3 protein-coding genes are annotated in these 1,676 nt (G+C 45.3%); all 3 read right to left on the bottom strand.

What is annotated here, in order from left to right; translation table 11 throughout:
* Positions 1 to 374: 374 nt before the first annotated feature.
* Positions 375 to 602, bottom strand: a complete 228-nt coding sequence (locus BRO54_RS18745; RefSeq protein WP_074044850.1) for an HDOD domain-containing protein — start codon at positions 600 to 602, stop codon at positions 375 to 377.
* Positions 599 to 1,075: a hypothetical protein gene (locus BRO54_RS20745; protein WP_239691302.1), complete on the bottom strand. Its 477-nt coding sequence runs from the start codon at positions 1,073 to 1,075 to the stop codon at positions 599 to 601. The genes BRO54_RS18745 and BRO54_RS20745 overlap by 4 nt, the downstream gene beginning before the upstream one ends.
* 171 nt (positions 1,076 to 1,246) lie before the next feature.
* A partial coding sequence (locus tag BRO54_RS18755; protein WP_239691303.1) for a hypothetical protein occupies positions 1,247 to 1,676 on the bottom strand: 430 nt, incomplete at its 5' end.

Raw genomic sequence — 1,676 nt, forward strand, 5'->3', positions numbered from 1 at the left:
TGTATCTACAACAAATTATAAAATAAGAACGTATTGATTTTCTATATTTTTTCCTCAAAAAACGGAATATATGATTATTTTACGCAAAAAATTATTCAAAAGTGCTTGATCAAACTTATTTTTTCCTCAAAAAGTGATCACAAAGACGGTTCATCTGTTCCTAGTCCCCTCGTTCCATGCACCAGACAAGATCATAGACGGGGCAAAAGCGGCCCGTTTTGTGAAGAAGACAAGCCTGTATATCGTCGTGAATATTCAGTTCATGTAAAATCTTCGGCAACGGCTGATGCAAGAGAACATCAAAAAGCGAGCAACCCCCCATTAAAAACAAGCTCGCCTTGTCCTGCTCATATCCGAATAGATCACCGGGCAACTTACAAGCTTTCCCTCTTGAAGGACAGCGTCACAATCTCTTGATACAGATGGGCATGCAGATCGTATAATTTCTGCAGCGCCAATACAGAAATCCACTTTTTCAGCTCATTGATGACTAATAACATGATCGCATGACGGATCGACTTGATTTTTGGCCGATGAGACACAATCATCGAATTCGCCAATTTCAATAGGAGATAAGTAAGTGAGAGATCGCGCTCAATCATTCCGGCAATTTCTCCGTAAAGTTGACAAAGCACGGCTTCCCATTGGTCAACTTCTCAATTCCAATGTTCATGAAGCTGTTAATCAGCACTTCTAGTGTGGCATGATCTCCATTCAAACCATCATAGAAATTGCGCTTGCCGCTTCGATAAAACACTTCATATCCAACGGCATCTCGTTCGACATCGAATATCGGCTGTCTCGCCAGTTTTTCATCGAGTTCCTCTTGGTCTTCGTCAACCGGTTGTGAAGAAGCCGGAGACGATGCCTCCGTTGCGGTTTGCCCGCTGGAAGCCGGAACTGCGGCGTCATTGGCCGCTATGGCTTGTCCGCTCGGAGCGTCAGATGCCGCTGTGGTTTCTGTCGGTTGAGAAGCGGACGGCTCGCCCGTTGGCGACGAATCGGCAGGCTCTGGCGAGGTTTGCGCGCCCGTTGCCGGTTCCGCTTCACTTAACGCTTGAATGCGAGCCGTCACCTTGTCTAGCTGCTCCTCAATTTAGCTTACTTTATTGTACCATAATTTCCTTCGCGAGGAAGTAAGATGAAACGACGATTTTCGACCTTTGAACCATTTCATATATGTCTCAAACATTCCTGGTTCACAATTAAATCCCTAGTTGAAGCTCGTGTACAGTATGTAACCACTTCAACTTCTTGCATGCTTCTTAAGAACTGCGGTAATTGCCTCAATCGTTTCTTTGGCGGCATCCGTCAACGCTTCAAATTTAAAGGCAATCGACTGGGCGTTTGGATTGATGGATGGTCCTTCGTTTTGATCTCTGCGAAACGCAGTGATCGCCTCCAAGTCTTGTTTGAGGCCATCCGGAAGCAACGCTCGTTCGAACCTCCAACTGACAATGCAGGGCTCTTTCGCTGTGTAATCGTTGGATCCTTCATATTGTATAGCCCCGATGCGCTTCTTCCCTTTCTCGGAAGCTGTATCATTCATAAACAACTGCACTGTTTGCTTTGCATGGCCATCACATAAATGCAAGCCTGCTTCCATCGATTTGCTTGCAATGAAATGAAAAATGGGTGCAATGGCAAAGCGGTACTCGAGCACCTTCATCTTTTCT

This window comes from Geobacillus proteiniphilus (assembly GCF_001908025.1).
GTDB lineage: Bacteria > Bacillota > Bacilli > Bacillales > Anoxybacillaceae > Geobacillus > Geobacillus proteiniphilus.

Bases quoted from the DNA above. Each gene is read 5' to 3' on its own strand.
- BRO54_RS18745 (WP_074044850.1), bottom strand. From the start codon at position 602: ATGATTGAGCGCGATCTCTCACTTACTTATCTCCTATTGAAATTGGCG.